Consider the following 18,007-nt stretch of genomic DNA (forward strand, 5'->3'; position numbering starts at 1 on the left):
TTTCACTGGACGAACCGGTGTATCGGCGCGTGCGCGGCGGCAAAGCGCAGTTCGCTGGCCAGCAGCGCGGCAAGCCAGATGGCGCCGGCGTCCAGCAGGCGCACCATCAGCGCTAGCTGATCGTGATGCCTGGCAAACATATCTCGATAGACACCCACTGATTTCCCCCGAAAGCATTCGCGTCACTGGCACCCATTTGGGTGCCGATGCTTTTTCCCCTGGCCGAAATGAAGGGGACGCTCTCTGGCGGCCCGGCTCGCCAAGAGCATGCGTCTTGTCTGCGCATGCTTCCTGGCATGGACAAAGCAAAGTCGTGCAGGACTGCTTCCGCGGCAGTGGGTTCCTGGGCGTGACTGCGTTCAGGTGGTGACCTCCACCAGCAGCGTCGTCTGAGGACGATCCCTGGAACTGCAACGCTTTCTTACTGCCGGCACGCTGGTGGCGCCGGTGTGCTTCGTTTTATCTGGGCCGGATCATGCGGCGCAGCGCGATCTGTCGGTACCCTGCAGAGGAAGGGAATGTGCGGTGATGATTGTGTGGCAACTTTGCATCATGCGCTGTCGTTCTGAGACGCACGGTTAAGTGTAAAGGGGAAGCACGGCTACGCTCTGCCCCGTGCATTCAGCACTAAAGTAATGCCTGTCTCATGCCGATATCTATGCCCCTCACCTCAGCAAGAAGCAGCAGGTCATGAAAGGAAACGTCTTTACCCGCGATCAGCTCGATACCTATTTTTCTTCTTTCGTCGGCATGGAGGGGGGAAATCCGACGGCGGCCGTCTGGATTTGCGATCCGGTGCCCACCACGGCGGTGGCGCCGCTAGCGGCGCCACTGGTTCCAGAGCGAGTGCCGCACGCCTGGGACGCGAACTTCCGTGCCGACCATGCACAGGATATGGCAAGGTGGCAGACGCACCAGCGCATCGCGCGCATCATGTCGGCAGCGTGGGAAATGGCGCTGTTCGGCCGGCACGATACCGGCGACTGGCACCGTTATCTGTCTGAATATCTGTACCGTGCACGCGGATGGGAATTCAAGCTGAGTCTGTTCCCGCTGCCGATTCGCGCGGACAACGGACCGCCCTGGAAGCGGCTGTATGGCATGCAGCCTGAACTCAATCCCAAGACCAGTTACCTGGCACTGTGCCGCGATGGCGGGCGGTTCCGCTTTATCGAAGCTTTGCGCCGGCGCCAGCGCCCAAAGGTGGTGATCTGCCTGGGCGAGCGTCACGAGGAAGATTATCTGCACGCCTTCGGCATGCGTGGTCTGCGGTGCACCGAGCATGTTCTGCAGCCGGCCGATCAGGCGCGGATACTCCGCGTCTATCAGGACCAGGGTACGCATCTGGTTGTCAGCCCCGCGGTGGCCGGCGCTGCCGGGCTGGCGTCGGACGTGCTGCTGACTGCGATGGGGCGCTTCATCAGCCAGTGGCTGACGATCGCTGACTTCCAGTTGCGGCCGGAAGAGCCCGATCGGTATCGATGGGAAGCACCCGAAGCCGCGGTGTGACGGCAATTTTCCGGCACGGCCGGCGTGCCCTCACGGGCTACTGCGCAGTAGCCATTGCCGGAAATCCTCGCCTTGGGCGGCGTTCGCAGCTTGCCAGAAGGCGCGGTTGCCGGCGTCGGTAGCGTAGGCGCGCAGGTCACTGGGCGACATGCCGAGCGCGCGGCGGAAGGCGCGCGTAAAGTCGGACGGGCTGTTGAAACCCAGCCCGTAGGCAACATCGTTCACGGCTAGCTGGGGATAGCACACCAGGTCCCGCGCGGCGGCGCGCAGCCGGCTGTTGCGGATATAGGCTTGCACCCCGCCTTCTGGTTCGAACAGGCGGTAAAGGGTAGCTCGCGAGATTCCCAGTTTTGCGAGTAGCGTGGCAGGTGATAGCTCAGCGTGGCCGGGATTGGCGTCGATCAGGCGGCGGGCGCGTGCAAGCAGGGCGCTGCGGGCAGCGGCGCGCGCACTGCCGTCCAGGCCGACTCCCCGCCGGAAGGCCGCTGCAAGCAGTTCCACGCCGGTGCGCATCGCGTCAGCGGCAGCTTCCGGTGACATTGTGGGGAGATCAATATTGAGTGCCATGGCGTGCGCGACCGCCAGGCGGCTCAATGGCGTGTTCGTTTCCACGATGCGTCCGTGCGCGGCCTCAGCTTGCATGAAGATTCCATCCATCATCGCGCGCGGCACAAAGAACGACAGCGCGCGCGACGCCTGGCGCCGCATCTGGATAGGCTGTCCGAGGTCAGTCAGCAGGATTCCGCCCTGAGCCGGCTGTGGATTGCCTCGGTCTCCGGAAACGACTCCGGCATTGCCTTCGACGAAAACCTGCATCACGTGGTGCCGTACGGAATCCGTCGAAATCCGGGCGAGACTGCGCTGCAGCGTGACCGCATCACAGCGGCAGTCGGTGAAAGACATATCCCCGACAAGGTAGCGGTCAATGCCACCCTGGAAGGGCGCGCGAATGCTTTCGCGCGTGACTTCCAGGTCCATGATGTGCCCGACGCGTTCTCGCCATGCAAGGATCTGGCCCTTGGCGGCCTGCAAGCCACCGGTACCCACCTCAAAGTTGCTATGCGGCAGGCGTTCGGGTTCGCTTCGGATGCGGCGGACGCAGCGCGATCTGGCTGTAGCGTTTGGCATGATCGGCGGGCGGGCTCAGACCGGTACAGAGTGTAGATACATCAAGTTTGCGCTGATCCAGGGCTGCGATCCGAAGCGAACGTTCTTCATGCAAGCGAACTTGCCGCTTCCTCCATGGCTGAATGCCGGATTCGCTCGCCATCCTGTCATGGATAGCTTTTATCGCGCGCGACAGATTCGTGCAAGGGAGTTGAACGTTACCCCTCTCATGTAGGGAAACGTGATGACAACGAATACTTCCTAAGTGGGGAAAAGAATGCGCGATTCGCACGCAAAATCTTTGGCGGTCATTTAGTGTTTCGCCCGAACGTGTACAAGCCTCGGCGTTTGGGTAACTTTTACTCAACCAAAGCGGTAGAGGCATGGAAAAAGAAGAAAAAACGGTTTTTACACGTGAGCAGTTGGACAGGTTCTTCGCGTCCTACGTGGGTATGGACGGGGGAAATCCGGGGGCGGCAGTGTGGTTTTGTGACCGCGCGCCGCATCCGAGGGAAGAGTCGCTGGTGGCACCGCTGGTCCCGCACATGGGGCCGAACGCGTGGGATGCCGCTTACCGCGACAAGCACCGCAACCACATGGAGCGCTGGCAATCGCACAAGAAGATTGCCAGGATCATGGCTGCGGCGCGTGCGCATGTCGTCGGCACGGCAGCAGGCGAGCAGGACTGGAAGCATTACTTCCAGCATCAACTGTACGCGCCCGACGGCGCCGAGTTCAAGCTCAGCCTGTTTCCCCTGCCGATGCATCTGATTGGGCAGACGCCGTGGTCAAAGGCATTTCGGGGCCAGCCGGAACTGGTGCCCAAACAGCGCTACCTGGCGCTTTGCCGCGACGGTGAGCGCTTCGCCTTCATCGATAGCATCCGCCGGTACTGGAGGCCCAAGGTGGTGGTCTGCCTTGGCGGGCGGCACTTCGACGACTTCGTGCAGGCTTTTGCGCTTGCGGACGTGAGCGTCACCAACTACATCCTGCAGCCCGCTGACCAGGAAAAGACCCTGCATGTGCTGGAGCGCGACGGCACCACGTGGATTGTCTGTCCGGCGCTGGCCGGCGCATCAGGGTTGACGTCGGACGTGCTGCTCGACGCGATGGGGCAGTTCCTTGCTGGCTGGCTGGTGCCAGGGGATTTTCCTGAGGTGGCATTGACGCAACTGGCGCAAAGGCGAGTGGGGTAGTAGCCAGCCATGGCGGGCTGGCGCGCATTGACGATGCCGCTGACTGGTCCCTCGGACTGTCCGCAAGCGCAGGCTTTCCCCCGCCAAGTAGGGATGACGCCGATGTGAGGATTGTTTATCAAGTGGGCTGGCACGAAATGCAAGTTGCTGCCGCAGGAACCGCGTGCGTATCCCGGCTGACGTGTCCGTGAAGCGCAATATGACGCGGCGGGGCGGGTGCGCGGCGCAGCTGTGGACGGTCGCAGGATTGCCAGATCCATAGACCACAAATCGAAGTATCGAAGTATCGAAGTATCGATCTCAGGAGTGAGAAGCGTGCAAACCAATACCCGGAATATCTTTACCCTCGGCATGATGGCAGCCGCCACGGCGGCTGTGGTCGCTTGCGGAGGGGGCGGCTCGGATTCTCCCTCGACGCCTTCCCAGCCTGCGGCCACCGTGAGCGGCAAGGCCGTGGACTTCTACCTGTCGGGCGCGACGGTCACCTTCCTCGATTGCGCAAACAAGACCGTGACGACGAATGCAACAGGTGACTTCACCTTCCCGGCCGGTTGCACCAAGAGCGCCCTCAGTGTGTCCGGCGGCACCGATATCGGTACCAACGTGCCGTTCACCGGCGTGCTGCAGGCACCGGCGGTGGATTACAAGGCTGGCGTGACACCAGTGGTCTCGCCCCTGACCACGCTGGTGGCGCAACTCGGCGCGGACCAGGCCGCGGCACTGGCGACCAAGCTCGGCCTGGCGGGCAAGGACCTGACCACGCTGGACCCGATGCAGGATGCAGCCGTGCTCAAGGCGGCCGTGGTGGTGCAGCAGTTGGTGGACCAGGTCGCCAAGACGCTGACTGGCCTGGCCAAGGGCGGCACGCTGAGCAGCGCGGATGCGGCCGCCGCGGCGGCAAAGGCAGTCGCCACCGCCGTGGGCAATGCGTCCGGCACGGCCGACCTCGCCAGCACCGCGCTGGTGACGAACGTGGTGTCTTCCGCTGTGCAGAACGCCCAGGCCGGCCTGCCGGCAAGCCTGCAGTCAAACATTGCCGCGGTGGCGGCCAACGTGGCTGCGCTGACCGCTTCGGCGGTGGTGAGCCAGGTGTCGGCCGTGAGCACGGCGTTGAATGGTCTTACGCTGGGCAGCAGCCCGACCGATACGCTGTCCAAGCTGAAGTCGGGCGGTTCGCTCAACGCGGTGGTCGATAGCGCCAAGTCGGCAACGACCACGGCGCTGGTGTCGGCGGTGACGCCGGCCGCGCTGAGCGATGCGTCCAACACGGCCAAGCTGGCCAAGCTCGGCGACGCCGTGGCAACCGGCAACACCACCGCGATCCAGCAGGCGGCCACCGACCTGGGCAGCGCAGTGGATGGCACCGCGGTCAGCAAAGTGGCGGATGCGGTCAAGCCGACCAACTACATCCAGCTGGCGAATCTGACGATCAACGGCTTGCCGTACCCGATTGCCGATACGGTGTCGGTCACGGGCGGCACGCTGAGTTCGATCAAGGTGGCGGCAACGCAGAACGGTGACGCTTTCGCGGGAGGTGCATCGCAAGTACGTGCCGGCCTGAGCTACAGCTACGGTGGCAATCAGGTCGACGTCATCATCGAGAACGTCACGCTGACCTTCAACGGTTCGCAGCTGATCAACGCGGTGGTGCCGGCCAATACGACCTACTCGTTCCGTATCAGCGGCAACCTGTCGACCGCCGCGAGCCTGACCAACGCCACGGCGGACAGCCTGTACGACAGCGCCAACGGCGGCTCGCTGAACCTGCCGTTCACGGTGTTCCTCGGCAAGCTCAAGAACGCCGGCGCGCTGAGCCAGACGCAGATCGACTCGCTCACGCCGAAGTCGGTCAGCACCTTCCCCGTGACGTTGGCGGTCACTGGCATGGGCGGCAAGGCGGTGAGACTGGGTACGCTGGTCAGTGGCAGCGTGCAGAATGCGAAGGCGCAGTCGGTGCAGAGCGGCGTGGCAACGGTGAGCGGCGCCGGCATCAAGACTACGGTCACGCTCAACTAATCTCCGGCGCGTAGTCATGCCCTCTGCCTGGATGGAGAGGGCCATGCCCGGTCAGCTGATGCTCGCCCCCAAGGGGCGCTGCAGCGGGTGACCGGCTTCTTTTTGTCTGCGCGCGGCGGCCCTGGGTCCGCCGCGCGCCATGCCTGAGGCCGGCCTTGGGCCGCGGAGTCTCTATGCTGTTGTATCGCAAGCGCCGGTTCGCCCGGACCGGCGCCCTGATGCTGGGATTATCGTGCGCAGGCGCGGCCAGCGCCGCCCCGGACGACGTATTCATGCAGGCAGAGCCCGCCACGGGCGAATTTACCTCCGTGCGGCTAGAGGCCAGCTACGACATGGTCAATCGCGCCGTGGACGTTTTCGACTTGCGCCAGAGCCAGGGCAGCGTGCCGGACAATGCGGGCGACTATCGTGGCGGCAAGCTGATGCTGGGCTATAAGTTCTCGCCGCATTGGTCGGGCTCGGCCACCTACTGGCGCCGCGACATCGACTACGGCCCGGACACCAATCAGATCAACAGCTGGATGCTGGCCCTGCACTATGACCCGCTGGCCGAGCCGGGCGCCCGCGACCGGATCATGATGCGCTTTGCGCTGTGGGGAGATCACTCCGGCAGCCTGGACCGCTCGTCGCCGCTGAAGGTGCGCAATACTACGTTCAACAGCATCAGGGTGAACAACGCCAACGATATTCAAGGCCAGGCCGACGTGATCTTCTCGGGCGAGCTGACTGAGCGCAACCAGCTCACGGGCTTCTTCGGGCTAGGTGTCAGCCGTGTGACCATTGGCGGCATCAATACGCGTCTGCAGCAGGGCAACTGCAATTTCAATGTCGCCATTGGCTCGGACAATATTGCCAACGGCGCGCTGGCCGCACCGTGCCGCGTAGGCAACGTCAACCTGCAGTCAGCCTCGTTCGCGGTCGACGCCAGCCAGTTCGGGCTCAATATCAACGACGATTTCAACTACACGGCCGGCTACGTGAGCCTGGGCGGCTCATGGCGCTGGAAGTACCAGAACTTCGCCGCGCGGCTGGGCTACCAGTTCCAGTACCTGCTGCGCAGCAATGTCGATAGCCGCGCGCAAACCTATGGCTACTCGCCGATACGCTCGAACCATACGCTGGGGATGGAGCTGTCGTATGCGGTCGTGAAAAACATGGAAGTGTTCGTGCGCGGCCAGGCGTCTCTGCACAATTTCGTCGGCACCATCCCGTTCCTCTACAACGCCGCGACCGCTGGCAAGATGGACCGGTACTACGGCTATGGCTCCATCGGCATTCGCTTCTCGGGGTTCTGACCAGGGGTGGCGACACTTGACGCCGGTATGTGCGGCACACACCAGGAGTCGCCGGCGGCCATGACCGTCTAGCGCTTGACTTTGCCTCGTACGATATATATCGTAAGATATGTTTTACGACATATCGGAGCTAGCCATGCGCCATCATTCCCACCCTTTCGGCTTTTCAGGGCAGGGCCGTCACCTGCTGATGCGCCTTGTGCCGCACTTTGACCGTCATTTCGCCCGCCACGCCGTGGGCCGCCACGGCGGCGGATTCTGGGGCGGCGGCCATGACGATGGCTTCGGCCCGGGCGGCCCCGACGGCCCCGGCAGCTTCGACGGCGAAGGCTGGCGCCGTGGCCGCAAGTTCAGCGCCGATGACCTGCAGCTACTGCTGCTTGCCATGCTCGAGGAGAAGCCGAGCCACGGCTATGAACTGATCAAGGCGATCGAGACCCGCACCAACGGCTTCTACAAGCCCAGCCCCGGCGTGGTCTATCCGGCCCTGACGTATCTGGAAGAAGTCGGCTACGCCACCGTCGATACGGAAGGCAACAAGAAGCGCTACCAGTTGTCCGAGACCGGCAAGGCCCACCTGACGGCCAACCGCGAGCGGGTCGAGGTGATGATCGCCAAGCTGCGCCACGTGGCGCGCAAGGTGGAGTGGATGCGGCGCGCCATGAGCGGCGAGCCGCAGCCTGAGCCGGAGCAGGGTGGCTGGCTGCCCGAGCTGATGCAGGCCCGTGCCGCGATCAAGCGCGCGCTTGCGCTGCGCAGCGATGCCGGCGTCGACGAGCAGCGCCGCATCGCGGAGATCCTGCTGCGCGCCGCGGCAGAGATCGAAGCGGTCCGCAAGGCCTGATACGTGGCACTGACGCTGGCCGCGGCCATCGGCAACCTGACCCGGCAGGTGCCGGGTTTGAATCCAGGGAATTCCAAGATGAGTGAAAACAACCAGGCATCCGCACGCGACCTGACTGTGCAGCGCGTGCGCCATGCGCTCAAGATGCGCTTGCTGCAGGTGGTGCGTACCACGCAGGTGTCGCCGCAACTGCTGCGCGTCACGCTGGGCGGCGCCGACTTGCAGGACTTTGTCTCGGCGTCGTTCGATGACCACGTCAAGGTCTTCTTCCCGGTGGATGGCGCCGACAAGCCGGTGCTGCCGCAGGTCAGTCCGGACGGCATCAACTTCCCTGAAGGGGGTCGCTTCAGAAAACGGAAAATTTTGCACTCTAAGCGATCGCTAGCCCCCCGCCGGGCGCCAACTACCGGGCGACGAACCTGACCCATAGAATTTGGAGATAGTGTCCCGGCGGAGACCCCGGACGGTCCGCGGCCACATTCTACGACTCAGCCAATTCTGCTCAACGAGAGGCAAGCCGGCGCCGCCGTGTAGAGCATAAACTAAAAAGTGTCGCTAGGAGCACATTGCGCTGCCAGCTAGTTGATCTGTGTCCGCGGACCGCGACCTGCGTGAGACGTGCCGAGCCGGCCACTGTTATCCGGCGAGCCACGCCACAAGGCAGGGCCCCAGTCGAACTGTGCGTCTCTGCTGGGCAGGCGGCGACAAATACGCTCCATGCGGCACATAGATGTGGCGCCGTGTAACGGAAGCAACCCCGGTGATGCAATGTAAGCGTATCTGCCCAACCGTGACCGGGGGCAGCACGAATCGGCCGATGTCCTTTCGCGGAACGGCGCAAGCTGGACCCCTTGAAATTTGGCTGCGCAATTACTATTTTATTTTCGCTCAGGCAGTCGCGACCATTGCGCGCTGCGTGTTTCTGTTTGTTTGCCAGCGGCTTGGCAGGTGGATGGGAGCGCGTATGCCCCTTCGCCTCCTTGCTGCATCGAAGGAGGATACGACCATGAGCGATCTTTTCTTTGGAACTGACCTCTTCAGCGAACTCGACCGCATGCAAAGGCAGATGGCGAGTTTGTTCGGCGGCTTCCCATCCAGCCTCCGCTCCGGCCGCTTCGGGGCATTTCCCCCGGTCAATATCGGTGCCACGGACGATTCCATCGAGATCGTCGCGTTCGCCCCCGGGCTCAAGCCAGACCAGTTCGAGGTGTCGATCGACAAGGGCCTGCTGACCATCAGCGGCGAGCGCGAAGCGGCGCAAGCTGCGGACGATCCCGAGGTCCGGCTGTATGCGCAAGAGCGATTCACCGGCACGTTCCGGCGTGTGGTCGAATTGCCGCAAAGCGCCGATCCCGACAAGGTCCAGGCGCGCTATGCCAACGGCTGCTTGTCTATTAGTGTGGGCAAGCGGGAAGCCTCGAAGCCTCGGGCGATCACGGTCCAATAGCGCGAGGAGAATGCCATGAACGAGACTACCCAAATGGTTGAACGCGACCAGAATGCCGTGACAAAAGGTCAGGAGGACAGGTCGACCCCGACCATGACCCTGCTCCCCGCGGTCGACATCGTCGAGGACAGCAACGGCGTCACCCTCTGGGCCGACCTTCCGGGTGTGACCAAGGACAAGCTCGAGGTGAATGTCCACGACGGCAACCTCCATATTGAGGCGGAAGCGGTCGTGCCCACCCCCCAAGGGCTGCGGGTGCAACACGCGGAAATTCGCCAGCCGCACTTCGCCCGCGCTTTCTCGTTGAGTGCGGACCTTGACGCGTCAAAGATCGAGGCGAACCTGCAGGACGGCGTGCTCAAGCTGACGATCCCGCGTCGCGACGAAGCGCGTCCGCGTCGCATTGCAGTCAACGTGGCGTGAGTTGCCGTCGCCGGGTTACCGGTGGCGTCTGCAAGGGCGCCACCGCAGTACCCGCGGAAATGGGCTGGACATACGTCGGTGAGGACAAGATGAAAACAGACCTGGGCAAATGGAACCCATTCAAGTTCCTACGCAAATCGACAGAGGATAGGCAGCCGACGGGCGAGTCGTCGAATGTTCCCGCGCCAAGGCACTGGACACCGGACTGGCCCGACGTTTCACGGCTGTTTTCCAGCGATCCCCTGCGTGCGATGGGCGAGTTTCTGCATGAACCCTTCGCGGGCTTTGGCGGCTTGGATCGATGGTTCGGTGACTTCAGTTCGTCGCGCTTCCAACCTCGCATCGATGTAGTCGATGATGGCACGGCGCTGAGGATCACGGCGGAGCTGCCCGGCATGGATCGCGAGGACCTGCAGACCACCATCGAAGATGGCGCCCTGGTATTGCGAGGTGAGAAGAAGCAGGACATTCGGAGCGAGGAAAACGGCTGCTACCGCCTGGAGCGGGCATACGGCGCCTTCATGCGCAGTATCCCGCTGCCCGATGGCATCGACCTCGATCACATCGATGCGAAGTTCGACAGAGGCGTATTGACGCTGCGTCTACCCAAGACCGGCTCGTCGCAATCTGCGGTGAAGAAGATCGAGGTGAAGTGAGCGAAAGATGGCGAGCTGCGTCAAGGGAATACACTCGCGTGAGTCTGCTGCGCTCAGCTGGGAGATTCCAGCTGGCCGTGCAAGGTAGCGCCTCCGAGGCCCTTTCTGGCATAGGCGGCGCTCGGAACGCGCGGTGCTGGCTTGCAACTGCAGCGAATCCACGTGCCACGCTAAGGTCTTGAAATCGCCGGACTGGCCTCTATTTTCACGGCAAACACTTCCCGAGATGGAGACTTCGATGGAATTCGATTCTGAGTGGGTGACGCTAGGCAGGCATCGGGTGCGGCTCAAGTGCACGCGCGGCTTTCCTACCGAGCGGACGCGGCGCGTAGCGGAGTTGGTCACAGTCGCGATCGATAACAACCTCAGCGCGCGGGCCCGTTTGGTCGACGTCACAGCGCAAGGCGATGCTTACGTGATCAGCATCGGCACGACGTTCGACAAGGACAGAGTGGCGGCCCCCCACCTGGAGGTGGCGCTGGCCACGATGTTCGGCTTGTCGCCCGAGCAGGTCACGATTGACGTTGTCGTCGTCAGTCAGGCAGAGGTGGATGTGCATTTTGGCGTATATGAGCGGATGCTGGCAGAGAAGCTCGGCACCGTGCCGGCCATTCAGTGAAGCGCCAGGATCGGTTCCTGGCCAATAATGCTAGCGGCTTGAATCCAGACGCCGGCGTTGACACGTGAATGCCCTGAACGGCGGCCCGGACACGACCCGATCGGCCGGACAAGCTCATGATCACAGTGATCGGACGAGGAGCAAGGCTATGAACATCCGTCCACTACACGATCGCGTCATCGTCAAACGCTTGGACGCAGAACACAAGACGGCCAGCGGTATTGTCATCCCCGATACCGCCGCCGAAAAGCCGGACCAGGGCGAAGTCCTGGCTGTCGGCCCCGGCAAGCGCCTGGGCGATGGCCATGTCAGCGCGCCGAGCGTGAAGATTGGCGAGCGCGTGCTATTTGGCAAGTATGCGGGCACCACCGTCAAGCTTGAAGGCGAGGAGGTGCTGGTGATGCGTGACGAGGACATACTGTGCGTCGTTGAATAGAGGAAGGAACCGAAAACTAGCGTCTCGCGAGGAGTCTCATCATGGCAGCCAAGGAGATCCAATTTCAGGAGTCCGCGCGCCGCCGCATCGTGGCGGGAGTCAACCTGCTGGCCAACGCGGTCAAGGTCACGCTCGGCCCCAAGGGGCGCAATGTGGTCCTCGAGCGATCGTTCGGGCCGCCGCTGATCACCAAGGATGGGGTATCGGTCGCCAAGAAGATCGAGCTGCGCGACACGTTCGAGAACATGGGGGCCCAGTTGGTCAAGCAGGTTGCGGCCAAGACATCCGACGTGGCCGGTGACGGCACCACGACCGCCACCGTGCTGGCCCAGGCGATGGTTCAGGAGGGCATGAAGGACGTGGTGGCGGGTCTGAATCCGATCGATCTGAAGCGCGGCATGGACCTGGCCGTGAGCGCGGTCGTCGAGGCGCTGCGCAAGCTGAGCCGGCCCTGCACTACGAGCAAGGAGATCGGCCAGATCGGCGCGATCTCCGCCAACGCTGATGAGGCGATCGGCAAGATCATCGCTGACGCGATGGCCAAGGTCGGCAAGGACGGGGCCATCACGATTGAAGACGGCAAGTCGCTGGAGAGCGAGCTGGAGGTGGTCGAAGGCATGCAGTTCGATCGCGGTTATCTGGCCTCTTACTTTATCAACCAGCCCGAGAAGCAATCCGTCTTGCTCGAAGAGCCGTATATCCTGCTGCATGACAAGAAGATATCGGCGATTCGCGATCTGCTGCCGGTGCTCGAGGCCGTGGCCAAGACCGGCAAGCCGTTGCTCGTCGTGGCCGAAGACGTGGAAGGCGAGGCACTTGCGACCCTGGTCGTCAACTCGCTGCGCGGCACCTTCAAGGCCGCCGCGGTGAAGGCACCGGGCTTCGGCGACCGGCGCAAGGCCATGCTGGAAGACATTGCCATCCTGACCGGTGGCACGCTGATCGAGGAACAGACGGGCAAGCAGCTCAAGAATGTCGTGCTGGAGGATCTGGGGCATGCCAAACGCGTCGAAATTGAGAAGGAGAACACGACCCTCGTCGGCGGCGCGGGCGAACCCGCAGCAATCGAGGCCCGCATCAAGGCCATACGGCGGCAGATCGACGAGGCCACCAGCGACTATGACAAGGAGAAGTTGCAGGAGCGGGTCGCCAAGTTGGCCGGTGGCGTAGCGGTGATCCGGGTTGGCGCGGCCACTGAGGTGGAAATGAAGGAGAAGAAGGCGCGCGTCGAAGACGCTCTGCACGCCACGCGGGCCGCGATCGAGGAAGGTATCGTTGCGGGCGGCGGCGTCGCGCTGCTGCGCGCCCGCGCCCAGCTTGCGCCGCTCCAGGGCGCCAACGCCGATCAGGAAGCCGGCATCCGAATCGTGCTGCGTGCCCTGGAGGAGCCGCTGCGGCAGATCGCCGCCAATGCCGGCGAGGAAGCGTCGGTGGTGCTTAGCCGGGTACTCGGACATGACGGCAACTTCGGCTGGAATGCGGCCACCGGTGAATACGGCGACCTGTTCGAGATGGGCGTGATTGACCCAACCAAGGTGACCCGTACCGCACTACAGAACGCGGCATCAGTCGCCGGACTGATTCTGACCACGGACGCGACCGTGGCAGAGATGCCAAAAGACCACGGCAAAGCCGCTGCGGTGTCATCGGAGCTGGAGTATTGACGAGACACGCAAGGCGTGCGGCGAGTCCCATACGGCTGTGGATTTACAGGGAGTCTCCTACCAGGAAGCGCCAGGCGCTTGGACATCATGAGCAAGATCATCGGGATTGACCTCGGCACCACGAATTCGTGTGTGGCGCTGATGGAAGGCAACCAGGTCAAAGTGATTGAGAACTCCGAAGGCTCGCGCACGACCCCTTCGATCGTCGCCTATGTGAACGACAGCGAAATCCTCGTCGGCGCACCCGCCAAGCGGCAGGCCGTCACGAATCCAAAGAACACGCTGTTTGCCGTCAAGCGGTTGATCGGCCGCCGCTACGAGGAAAAGGAAGTGCAGAAGGACATTGGCCTGATGCCCTTCACGATCTTGAAGGCCGACAACGGCGACGCATGGGTCGAAGCGCAAGGCCAGAAGCTCGCCCCGCCGCAGGTCTCGGCTGAGGTGCTGCGCAAGATGAAGAAAACCGCCGAAGACTATCTCGGCGAGCCCGTCACCGAAGCCGTGATCACGGTGCCCGCCTACTTCAACGACAGCCAGCGACAGGCGACGAAGGATGCCGGGCGCATCGCCGGCCTCGACGTCAAGCGGATCATCAACGAGCCGACCGCGGCGGCGCTCGCGTTCGGGCTGGACAAGAGGGAAAGCCGCGACCGCAAGATCGCCGTGTTTGACCTCGGCGGCGGCACCTTCGACATTTCCATCATCGAGATCGCTGACGTGCAAGGCGAGAAGCAGTTCGAAGTGCTGTCGACGAACGGTGATACCTTCCTGGGGGGCGAAGACTTCGACCAGCGCATCATCGACTACCTCATCGGCGAGTTCAAGAAAGACCAAGGGGTCGACTTGTCGAAGGACGTGCTGGCGTTGCAACGCCTGAAGGAAGCCGCGGAGAAGGCCAAGATCGAGCTCTCGTCGAGCCAGCAGACGGAAATCAGCCTGCCGTACATCACGGCCGACGCCAGCGGGCCGCGGCATTTGAACCTGAAGCTCACACGTGCCAAACTCGAAGCTCTGGTCGAAGACCTGATCGAGCGCACGATGGAGCCGTGCCGCATCGCAATCAAGGATGCCGGTATCGCGGTCGAAAAGATCGACGACGTGATTCTGGTGGGCGGCATGACCCGCATGCCCAGAGTGCAGGAGAAGGTCAGAGCGTTCTTCGGCCGCGAGCCGCGCAAGGACGTCAACCCCGACGAGGCGGTGGCAGTGGGTGCGGCGATCCAGGGTGCGGTACTAACCGGTGAGCGCAAGGATGTGTTGTTGCTCGACGTGACCCCCCTGTCGCTCGGGATCGAGACCCTGGGCGGCGTGATGAGCAAGATGATCACCAAGAATACCACCATCCCGACCAAGTTTTCTCAGGTCTTCTCTACGGCCGACGACAACCAGGCGGCGGTAACCATCAAGGTGTACCAAGGCGAACGCGAGATCGTTACGGGCAACAAGATGCTGGCCGAGTTCAACCTGGAGGGCATTGCACCGGCGCCGCGCGGCATGCCGCAGATCGAGGTGACGTTCGACATCGACGCCAACGGCATCCTGCACGTGTCGGCGAAGGACAAGGCTACGGGCAAGGAGAACCGGATCACCATCAAAGCCAACTCCGGCCTGTCTGAAGGCGAGATCCAGCACATGGTGAAGGACGCCGAGGCTCATGCTGACGAAGACCGTCGACAGCGGGAGTTGGTCGATGCGCGCAACCACGGCGACGCGCTGGCACACAGTTCGCGCAAGGCTCTGACCGAATACGGCGAGAAGCTGGACGCGGACGAGAAGGAGAAGATCGAATCCGCAATCAGGGACCTTGAGGCGGCACTGAAGACCTCCGACAAGGCCGAGATCGACGCCAAGGCGCAGGCCCTGGCCACGGCCTCGCTGAAACTCGGCGAAAAGGTCTATGCGGACGTTCAGGCTCAGCCGGACACTGGCTCCGGTCGCGCCGCGGACGCGAAAGAGGCGAGCGCCGAGAAGAAAGGCGAGGACGTGGAGGATGTTGAGTTCAAAGAAGCGGGCGCCAAGCAGTAAATTAGCCGACGTCCGTCAAACTTTTGGGTGCGTTCAAGAAACGGTTTTTTTGTACGTTAGCGGCCTCTGTCGGTGTTTCTTGTAATGATTTCGCGGCCGGCATATACGGCCAAGAACACGCTTATGTGGCCGCGACAGCCAGGGGCTTGTCAAACCGGCTAGCAACGACTGACGCCTTCGCAGAGAACCGAAGACCAACCCCTACGGCTGTCATAACGTACCGAAAATATACCGGTCCTGCTTTCTGCAACTGCCATCTGCGAGATGTCTTCAGGGAGTTTTCCCCGTGCGCTATTCATATACCGTCGGGAAACCGCACATCAGGGGGTTCCTACGGTCAATAGATCATCGACGATGCGGCTGACACCAACTGGAATCCGGTTCTCCTGCCAGACCTCTTAGAGGAGGATACGATGAACACCGACCCGAAAAAGTGGAATCTCTTCAAGTTCCTTCGCGGGGCAGCCCGCAAGTCCGATGGGGACAGCCCGGAAAGCCCGCCGGCGAGCGAACAATGGCGCGCCTCCTTGCCTGACATTCCGCGACTGTTCTCACGCGAACCGTGGCGCGCAGTGGAGGAGTTCTTTCATGACCCGTTTGCCGGCCGTGGTGCACTCGAGCGATGGTTTGGCGACTTCAGTTCATCGCGCTTCCAGCCGCGCATCGACGTGGTCGACGAAGGGCAGGTGCTGCGCGTGACCGCCGAATTGCCAGGGATAGAGCGCGAAGACCTGAACGTGAGCGTCGAGGACGGGGCGATCGTGCTGCGCGGCGAGAAAAAGCAGGACGTGCGCAGCGACGAAGATGGCTGTTACCGGCTAGAGCGCGCCTATGGAAACTTCGTGCGCACGATTCCCATGCCGGAAAACGCCGACCCCGATCACACCCTGGCAAAGTTTGACAATGGTGTGCTCACGTTGACCGTGCCGAAATCGGAGCCGGCGCGATCCGCGAGTCGCACGATCGATATTGGCTAGGGCAAGCAGGCAAGAAATGTCTTGGTGGCGGGCGGATATCGTGTGGGCCGGCCATTAGCTCAACTGGTAGAGCAGTGGACTGTTGATCCGTTGGTCGCTGGTTCGACTCCAGTACGACCTACCGGACAAGGCCACTAGCGCCGGGGCCGGTCCAGTGGCGCCGGTCGGCGTGGTCGAGATTCCTGAGCCACTGCTCACGACGATGTTCGAGACGATAGTGGCCGGCCACGAAGATTGTCGCAATCGCCCGCGCAAACGACCCCACCACCATTGCCCACATCACGCAAGCTCCTTCGCCTCGGCCCCGGCGCAGCGTGTGACCTGACGAAACGCGAGGATTGCCTGCTACCATGGTCAGCGCCGTCAGAGCCGGAGCAGTCGAAGGACACGACGACCAGTCAGCATCGCGTAGAACAGTGATCACCGCCCGCATTCAGCCCCCCGTCGGTCTCCGGCTCCCTGAGCCTCACCGGAAAATGGATCTCGAAGCTTGTGCCGTGCCCTTTACGCGATTTGAAATGGATGACGCCCTCAAGCGTCCGGCAGAGCTCCTTCACGATTGCCAGTCCCAGTCCGGCGCCTGGGATGTCCTCGTCTGCCGCCCGCTCGAATTCGTTGAACACACGTGCCTGGTCAGATGGCGCGATGCCCACGCCCGTATCCGACACCCGCAGATACCAGTGATCCGCGTCCACCCAGCCCACCGTCAGGCGAACCTCGCCCTCGGGCGTATACTTCAGGGCGTTCGACAGCAGATTCGTCGCCACCTGCTTCAGCCGGAGCCGGTGCGAGCGAACGGCACTCAACCCGGGGTCACGCTCGGCTTCGAGCCGCAAGCCTTTGGCTTCAACCAGCGGACGTGAAGTCGCCACCAGTTCGTCGAATAGCTCGCCCAGGTCAACCGTCTCGGGGAGGACAGGTGAGACGTCGCCGAGGACAACTGAATACTCCACCATCTGGTCGACCAGTTGCTTCATGTCGGCAGCCTGCCGGCTCGCCAATGCAACCCCGGCTTCCGTTTTTGCCGGTGCACGGGAGATCAGTTGCAGCGCAATCGAAAACGCGTTCAGGAAATTGCGCAGGTCGTGGACGACGCTGCGCGTCATCTGCATGCGCGACTCGTGCAGCTCGCTTAGCAGCCGCTGCCTGAGTTCGAGCTCATCATTGGCGCGCTCGAGACGAGCGGTATATTGGTCGATCTCGCGCTCGCGCTCGGACACGACCTCCCGGATCGATGTCAGCGTCACGAAACTGCGCGCCTCATCGATCAGGCGACGCGCGCGGGCTTCGTATTGCCGGCTGAAGCTCGGGACCGACTGCGCATATTCGTCGAGCGCGTCATCCAGCACCTGACCCAACAGGTCCAGCTCACGCACCAGTTCCACGATCTGGTAACCCTGGCGCCAGCGCACATTGCCGTGCTGACGCGCCCCCCGTCCGATTGCCGGCTCGGCCTGGTCGAGATCTTCCGCCTCGAGCGCCACGCAGATGCTGTGGATAATCTGGGGCAGATGGTCTGCGAGCTGTTCGTACGTCAGCCGGTCAGCCTCCGTCAGGATTTCATCCGCAGATACCGCGCGCATCCACCGCTCAGTCAGCGCGGTTCGGCTCTGCTGGAGAAAGGCGGCAAGGCCGCGAAGCGGCGCCGGTTGCAGGTCGGGCATGATCAGGTTGGGTCGGCAAACGGGAAACGAGGATTGGCCCGGACGGGTTGGCGGGTGACCAGCGAGGAGGCGGCATGGCTTGATTATCCGTCAGACCGGCCCTCTCCCTCTGGAACGGGATTTGCATGA

Annotated in this window: 16 protein-coding genes and 1 pseudogene; 14 read left to right on the forward strand and 3 right to left on the reverse strand. The window is 62.7% G+C overall.

What is annotated here, in order from left to right; genetic code table 11:
- Nucleotides 1–2 precede the first annotated feature (2 nt).
- On the reverse strand, nt 3–158 hold the full coding sequence (locus tag ACREYQ_RS23825; RefSeq protein WP_432262695.1) for a hypothetical protein: 156 nt from the start codon (nt 156–158) through the stop codon (nt 3–5).
- Between the two features lie 532 nt (nt 159–690).
- Between ACREYQ_RS23825 and ACREYQ_RS23830 the strand changes: the two genes are divergently transcribed.
- The gene (locus ACREYQ_RS23830) at nt 691–1,509 is read left to right on the forward strand and encodes a transcriptional regulator (RefSeq protein ID WP_432260477.1); all 819 of its coding nucleotides are present in this window, start codon (nt 691–693) and stop codon (nt 1,507–1,509) included.
- A 30-nt stretch (nt 1,510–1,539) separates the two neighbouring features.
- Here ACREYQ_RS23830 and ACREYQ_RS23835 read toward each other — a convergent pair whose 3' ends face one another.
- Nucleotides 1,540–2,541, reverse strand: coding sequence for a helix-turn-helix domain-containing protein (locus tag ACREYQ_RS23835; RefSeq protein ID WP_432260478.1), 1,002 nt, complete (start codon nt 2,539–2,541; stop codon nt 1,540–1,542).
- A gap of 458 nt (nt 2,542–2,999) precedes the next feature.
- Here ACREYQ_RS23835 and ACREYQ_RS23840 point away from each other — a divergent pair, with 458 nt between their 5' ends.
- From ACREYQ_RS23840 to ACREYQ_RS23900, 13 genes and pseudogenes are all read left to right on the forward strand, one after another.
- Nucleotides 3,000–3,812: a transcriptional regulator gene (locus tag ACREYQ_RS23840; RefSeq protein WP_432260479.1), complete on the forward strand. Its 813-nt coding sequence runs from the start codon at nt 3,000–3,002 to the stop codon at nt 3,810–3,812.
- Between the two features lie 315 nt (nt 3,813–4,127).
- Nucleotides 4,128–5,828 carry a hypothetical protein gene (locus tag ACREYQ_RS23845; RefSeq protein WP_432260480.1) on the forward strand — a complete coding sequence of 567 codons (1,701 nt, stop codon included), beginning with the start codon at nt 4,128–4,130 and terminating at the stop codon, nt 5,826–5,828.
- A 173-nt stretch (nt 5,829–6,001) separates the two neighbouring features.
- Nucleotides 6,002–7,123 carry a hypothetical protein gene (locus tag ACREYQ_RS23850; RefSeq protein ID WP_432260481.1) on the forward strand — a complete coding sequence of 374 codons (1,122 nt, stop codon included), beginning with the start codon at nt 6,002–6,004 and terminating at the stop codon, nt 7,121–7,123.
- A 136-nt stretch (nt 7,124–7,259) separates the two neighbouring features.
- Entirely contained in the window at nt 7,260–7,967 is a 708-nt protein-coding gene (locus ACREYQ_RS23855) for a PadR family transcriptional regulator (protein ID WP_432260482.1), read from the forward strand.
- A 78-nt stretch (nt 7,968–8,045) separates the two neighbouring features.
- A pseudogene (locus tag ACREYQ_RS23860) lies at nt 8,046–8,306 on the forward strand (siderophore-interacting protein); the annotation flags it as partial.
- A gap of 667 nt (nt 8,307–8,973) precedes the next feature.
- Nucleotides 8,974–9,414, forward strand: coding sequence for an Hsp20/alpha crystallin family protein (locus ACREYQ_RS23865; RefSeq protein WP_432260189.1), 441 nt, complete (start codon nt 8,974–8,976; stop codon nt 9,412–9,414).
- 15 nt (nt 9,415–9,429) lie between these two features.
- A complete protein-coding gene (locus ACREYQ_RS23870; protein WP_078196397.1) occupies nt 9,430–9,837 on the forward strand; it encodes an Hsp20/alpha crystallin family protein in 408 nt (135 codons plus the stop codon).
- A gap of 89 nt (nt 9,838–9,926) precedes the next feature.
- Complete coding sequence (locus ACREYQ_RS23875) at nt 9,927–10,493, forward strand: Hsp20/alpha crystallin family protein (RefSeq protein ID WP_432260190.1); 567 nt, start codon at nt 9,927–9,929, stop codon at nt 10,491–10,493.
- 238 nt (nt 10,494–10,731) lie between these two features.
- Complete coding sequence (locus ACREYQ_RS23880) at nt 10,732–11,112, forward strand: hypothetical protein (RefSeq protein ID WP_116322964.1); 381 nt, start codon at nt 10,732–10,734, stop codon at nt 11,110–11,112.
- A gap of 148 nt (nt 11,113–11,260) precedes the next feature.
- Entirely contained in the window at nt 11,261–11,548 is a 288-nt protein-coding gene (locus ACREYQ_RS23885) for a co-chaperone GroES (RefSeq protein ID WP_022540319.1), read from the forward strand.
- A 41-nt stretch (nt 11,549–11,589) separates the two neighbouring features.
- Nucleotides 11,590–13,212, forward strand: coding sequence for a chaperonin GroEL (groL, locus tag ACREYQ_RS23890; protein WP_432260191.1), 1,623 nt, complete (start codon nt 11,590–11,592; stop codon nt 13,210–13,212).
- Between the two features lie 87 nt (nt 13,213–13,299).
- Nucleotides 13,300–15,237: a molecular chaperone DnaK gene (gene dnaK, locus ACREYQ_RS23895; RefSeq protein WP_432260192.1), complete on the forward strand. Its 1,938-nt coding sequence runs from the start codon at nt 13,300–13,302 to the stop codon at nt 15,235–15,237.
- 413 nt (nt 15,238–15,650) lie between these two features.
- Nucleotides 15,651–16,214 carry an Hsp20/alpha crystallin family protein gene (locus ACREYQ_RS23900; RefSeq protein ID WP_432260193.1) on the forward strand — a complete coding sequence of 188 codons (564 nt, stop codon included), beginning with the start codon at nt 15,651–15,653 and terminating at the stop codon, nt 16,212–16,214.
- A 398-nt stretch (nt 16,215–16,612) separates the two neighbouring features.
- Here the strand turns inward: ACREYQ_RS23900 and ACREYQ_RS23905 are convergent, their stop codons facing one another.
- Nucleotides 16,613–17,878, reverse strand: coding sequence for a sensor histidine kinase (locus tag ACREYQ_RS23905; RefSeq protein WP_432260194.1), 1,266 nt, complete (start codon nt 17,876–17,878; stop codon nt 16,613–16,615).
- Nucleotides 17,879–18,007: the final 129 nt, after the last annotated feature.

Source organism: Cupriavidus sp. TMH.W2 (assembly GCF_050847365.1).
Lineage (GTDB): Bacteria > Pseudomonadota > Gammaproteobacteria > Burkholderiales > Burkholderiaceae > Cupriavidus.

Bases quoted from the DNA above. Each gene is read 5' to 3' on its own strand.
- ACREYQ_RS23830 (WP_432260477.1), top strand. From the start codon at position 691: ATGAAAGGAAACGTCTTTACCCGCGATCAGCTCGATACCTATTTTTCT.
- ACREYQ_RS23840 (WP_432260479.1), top strand. From the start codon at position 3,000: ATGGAAAAAGAAGAAAAAACGGTTTTTACACGTGAGCAGTTGGACAGG.
- ACREYQ_RS23850 (WP_432260481.1), top strand. From the start codon at position 6,002: ATGCTGTTGTATCGCAAGCGCCGGTTCGCCCGGACCGGCGCCCTGATG.
- ACREYQ_RS23855 (WP_432260482.1), top strand. From the start codon at position 7,260: ATGCGCCATCATTCCCACCCTTTCGGCTTTTCAGGGCAGGGCCGTCAC.
- ACREYQ_RS23865 (WP_432260189.1), top strand. From the start codon at position 8,974: ATGAGCGATCTTTTCTTTGGAACTGACCTCTTCAGCGAACTCGACCGC.
- ACREYQ_RS23870 (WP_078196397.1), top strand. From the start codon at position 9,430: ATGAACGAGACTACCCAAATGGTTGAACGCGACCAGAATGCCGTGACA.
- ACREYQ_RS23875 (WP_432260190.1), top strand. From the start codon at position 9,927: ATGAAAACAGACCTGGGCAAATGGAACCCATTCAAGTTCCTACGCAAA.
- ACREYQ_RS23880 (WP_116322964.1), top strand. From the start codon at position 10,732: ATGGAATTCGATTCTGAGTGGGTGACGCTAGGCAGGCATCGGGTGCGG.
- ACREYQ_RS23885 (WP_022540319.1), top strand. From the start codon at position 11,261: ATGAACATCCGTCCACTACACGATCGCGTCATCGTCAAACGCTTGGAC.
- groL (WP_432260191.1), top strand. From the start codon at position 11,590: ATGGCAGCCAAGGAGATCCAATTTCAGGAGTCCGCGCGCCGCCGCATC.
- dnaK (WP_432260192.1), top strand. From the start codon at position 13,300: ATGAGCAAGATCATCGGGATTGACCTCGGCACCACGAATTCGTGTGTG.
- ACREYQ_RS23900 (WP_432260193.1), top strand. From the start codon at position 15,651: ATGAACACCGACCCGAAAAAGTGGAATCTCTTCAAGTTCCTTCGCGGG.
- ACREYQ_RS23905 (WP_432260194.1), bottom strand. From the start codon at position 17,878: ATGCCCGACCTGCAACCGGCGCCGCTTCGCGGCCTTGCCGCCTTTCTC.